The 4878-nt window shown below is 36.3% G+C and carries 2 protein-coding genes; both read left to right on the top strand.

Annotated elements, in window-relative coordinates; all coding sequences use genetic code 11:
• Window positions 1-442: T9SS type A sorting domain-containing protein (locus MP478_RS22430; RefSeq protein WP_257201714.1), on the top strand; the 442-nt coding region annotated here is incomplete at its 5' end.
• 44 nt (window positions 443-486) lie between these two features.
• Window positions 487-4878: SpvB/TcaC N-terminal domain-containing protein (locus tag MP478_RS22425; RefSeq protein ID WP_306592998.1), on the top strand; the 4392-nt coding region annotated here is incomplete at its 3' end.

Here is a 4878-nt window from a genome sequence, read left to right as displayed (position 1 = left end):
CTTCTTAGGTTTTTCTCAAACTGAAGTGTATTTCAAATATGATGAAGCCGGGAATCAAAGATACAGAGGAACAAATTCAGCAGGAAAAGCAGTAGAAGAACCAGCAAAAACAGAAGCTAAAAATGTTTCTGCAGTTCAAAGTGAGCCTGCCCCTCAATCTCTGATTATGGATGAAGCTACTTTTTGGAAGCAGATCAGACTGTATCCTGTTCCGGTTAATGATGTACTCACCATTGACTGGACGGAGCAAGTAGATGGATTAATAGAATCTGTTTCACTCTACCAGCATAGTACTGTCCATTGGAAATTTCAGCAACAAAACTTACCCAATCTGAATAAGCAATTGAAAATCAATATGACTGGATATGATTGGGGTGTTTATATTTTACGTTTTACCTTGAAAGACGGAAGAGTTTTTGGAAAAAACATTACGAAAAGATAAAGTTATTTTCTGCTTACATGCATTCATTATTTATTAGACACAATATGAAAATTATTATATCAATTATACTGTCATTCTGCTCAGGGCTGAGCTTTTCACAGACCATACTGTATCAGGCAGAGAGTACATCCCGAACAGTTCAGGATCCACAGACAGTGGTTCTGGCACAGGGATTTTATGCTAAATCTGATGTATCCAATCCTTTTATAGCTAAGATTGGACCTGCAACAGAAAATCCGGGAGGAGGTCCTGTAGATTCAGGAGCTGGGGCAACCAACCCATCAGGAACTACTGCACCACAGGGACAAAGCTTCCATGATACGAAGGGAAATATTGAGGTAACTGGAGCTGGGCAATTACAATTTACTTTACCCGTTGCTTTACCTCCGGGAGTGAAAAGTATAGCACCACAAGTTAATCTGGTTTATACCAGTGGTGCAGGAAATGGGATTGCAGGCTATGGCTGGAATCTTTCAGGAATAACAGCAATTTCAAGAATTGGCAAGACTATTGAAAAAGATGGAGAGGTTAAGGGGATCCAGCTCGACTACTCTGATTATTATAGCTTTAACGGTCAGCGATTAATTCTTAAATCTGGAGAATATGGAAAAGATGGAGCCGAATATGGTACTGAAAAATATTCTAATATTAAAATAAAGTCTGTTGGAGCTGTTACTGGACAAACATGGCAGGGACCGGAATATTGGGAAGTGACTTTTGAAGATGGATCACAAGCCTGGTATGGAGCTGCGGCTTCAGGGAATAATCAGGCAAGGACTCCTATTGAATATAATATTGTAAAATGGAAAGATGCTCAAAGCAATTATATTACTTACAATTATTCACAGGTAGTTTCTACCAATGTTGCTATTATTTCATCCATAGAATGGGGAGGGAATGAAGCATTGGGAAAAACTCACTTTAATAAAATTGAATTCACTTATATAGATAGAAATATAAAAGAACAATCATATGTACTGGGGGTGGTATATACCCAAGGTAAACTTTTGTCAGAAATTAAAGTCAGTTCCAATGGAAGCCAGTTTAAAAAGTATGCAGTAGAATATATTAGTAATGGAACAAGCTATCAGTTTGCTAATAAAATAACAGAATATAATGCCAGTAATCAAGCTGCTAATCCTGTTACAATAGAATACGAACCTTATCAGGCAGGTAATGAAGAAACGACTAAAGAAAACAATATTGCAACCAATAATACAAAAAAGTATGGCGATTTTGATATGGATGGTATTACTGATTATCTTGAATTCATACCTAATCCCGGTAGCTCTCCATCTGGTCCGGTAGGAGTTATACACTTTATAAACTCGGTTTACAAAGACTCACCTGTTATACCAATGCAATATGAACTTTCAAGATTTACTGCGGAAGAATTTGCAAAGGCTACAGCTGTAACCTTTAAAAAAGATGGCTATGTGAAAAACAAGATAGGAATAGTAATACCACATAAAGTTGCAACTTCAGATCCTCAGAAACCAAACTATGAATTACTAATATATTCTGCGGATATTTCTGACTTTAAATTTAAACTGGAATATTCAAAAATAATTCCTTTTGCCCTATATAATCCGGGGGGTGAGTTGGGTGATGATACTGCATGCATTACATCCTCACCACTCAATGTAAGTTATTTAGAAAATTACGACTATGATGGAGATGGTATCTCAGAACTCATGATAGGGTTTAGTAAAAGAAATAGATGTACGAGCGCACCATATCCTAATATATCCAATCCTGGTTATTCTGATACAGCAGAGCTTATTGATTCTCAATTACCCCTCCTACAACCTCGGATCAATTCCTCGAATGTAGAGTATGGAGATGATATTCTTGCAAATCTGGAATTAGAAAACTCCCAGAATAGAATTATACCACCTGATGGCAGTACAATAGATTATTTTACATATTATTCATCATATTTAATCGATATTGATGAAAATACGGATGTCAGTAGCAGCATTTATACATATGATGGAGGAGTAAATATTAATAATTCATTGGATAATAACAGAAATAACCGTTTTGCCGATTTGAATGGGGATGGCATACAGGATATTATTCAGATTAAACCAGACGGAACGATCACTGATGTTTACAATCTCCGTAAGCAAACTGCAGGAAGTTATTTAAAGGTAAGTATTGGAAGCTTTCCAGGACAAAAGCTCGAAGGTATTTCCTCCTCAGCATTATATGGAGATTTTAATGGTGATAACAAGGTTGATGTCCTTGTTCCCCAAGCCAATAAATCATATAATTGGAATTTATATATTTCAGATGGTAAAAAGTTTAATCAATCTTTTATCAATAACTTTATTTATTATAGTTCCGGAGGTGAAGTATTGATGGAAAATAGCCATAATATATGGGAAGCAGGAGGAGGCTGTTCATTTTCGGATAGCAGATATTTTCAATATAATGTTGCAGACCTGGATGCAGACGGAAAATCAGATATTGTCGTTAGCTATATATTTATATCTAATCATGAATGGAATTCTCACCATGATCAGGAAAAAACAGTTCTGCGTACTTTTGTGTATTCAGTTAATAAAACAACAACAGACAATACTGCAAATTTTGCTAAGGCATTTTATTCAAGTGCAGGCGGAGATAGTGCTTTTTTACAAAACAGTCCGATCCAAACAAACGGAGATTTAAATTTTTATAGGGTAAGGGATTGGAGAAGAGAATATGCTCAAAAAGTCATTCCTTTCGGAACTCTGAGTCTAAACCGAACTAACCAGCAAATTATATCTATAGGAAAGCCCGATGATTGTTCGGGGGTAATTGGTTGTACTTACAATTATGTTACTCAGTATGGGTATCCGTATATTCCTTCTTTAGCAAGAGCTAAGTTTATTAAACAAGGCGACGTTACAACAGAAGTTTCCTACCAGGAGCTTAACTCTAAAGCTGATGAGAATTTTTATAAACCAATTAAAAAAGAATTATATCCTTATTTTGAACTAGAACAAATTCCTTTATCAGCAGCTGTATCAAGACTTAAACAAAATATTCCTGATAAAACATTGATTCAGGATTTCAGGTACAGAGGTTTTTTAAGCCATCTTACAGGAAAAGGTATGATTGGCTTTCGTCAAAGTACCCGCTCGTCCTGGTATGCAGATGGATTTGAAAATACCAAAATCTGGTCAGGAGTAGAGATAGACCCTCTTTTTGACGGGGTCCCTGTAAAAGAATGGTCAATTAGAACCAATGATGAAAGCAAAATATTTCCTGCAGATATTTCGGAGAACAATACTCAACTTTTAAGCATTAAATCTACAATATACGAAGCTTTTAAATTATTAAATGGGCAGCTCGTTACTGCTCCTGTTTCTGAGACCGATAAACCGAAGATTGTAATAGCTACTGTTCCTAAAAGTACCAAAGCAAAGGATTTCCTTAGTGGTACAACCACCAGTGGTTCTATTACCTACGGAGATTATTATCTTCCCAAGCAAAGCATCACTAATATTAATAATGGTTATGCAGTAACCACTTCCGATTTTGAATACATTCATAATCTATCAGGAAATGGAGCGGATTATTATATAGGTCGTCCAAAATCCAAAACAGAAACCGTACAAGCCTATGGTGATACAAAATCAGGCAAAGAAGAATATACCTATGAAAACAATCTGCTAAAGACATTAAAAACATGGAACAGGGATAATACAGGCTATCTATTGGAAACATATAGCTACGATAGTTTCGGAAATATAATTCAAAAAGTAACTAATAACAGTGTAGACTCACAAACACAAACTACTAAAGCAGAGTTTGATCCAAAAGGCAGGTTTGTGTTGAAGAAAACAGACAATCTGGGACTGGAGACTAATATTGAATACAACGATTGGGGGCAGATAAAAAATCAGGCCGATGCATTAGGAAATACGCTTGTTAACACATACGATGGCTGGGGTAAATTATTAACCTCTAAAACCAATCTGGGTGGGACGACAACCTATCAGTATACCAGAGATGACAGTTCAAATATAACAATTACCCAATATGACCCGGATGGAGATATCTCCAGGAAATACATCAATAAGCAGGGGCAGGAGTATAAAGTTTCCACCAAAGCTTTCGGACAGGGGAAATTTGTTTCCCAGGAAACACAGTATGATCTTTTGGGGAGAAAGCTCAAAGAATCTGAACCTTATTTTGAAGGACAGTCTGCCAGCCAGTGGAATACAATTGCTTATAATGATAATTTTTTTCCTGCCAAAATAACCATTACTTCATTTAATGGTAAGCAGATGGAAACCACAATTTCCGGAAACACTACTACTGTTAAAGAAATCAACCCTGCTGATTATGGAAGAACCAATTCCAAAACCACAGATGCGTTAGGAAACATAGTTTCTACCACTGACAAAGGGGGAGCTATTCAATTCTTTTATAATGCTGCGGGA

The organism is Chryseobacterium sp. WG14, from assembly GCF_024586945.1.
In the GTDB taxonomy this organism is placed as follows: domain Bacteria; phylum Bacteroidota; class Bacteroidia; order Flavobacteriales; family Weeksellaceae; genus Chryseobacterium.
This window is presented reverse-complemented; position numbering and strand designations above follow the sequence as displayed.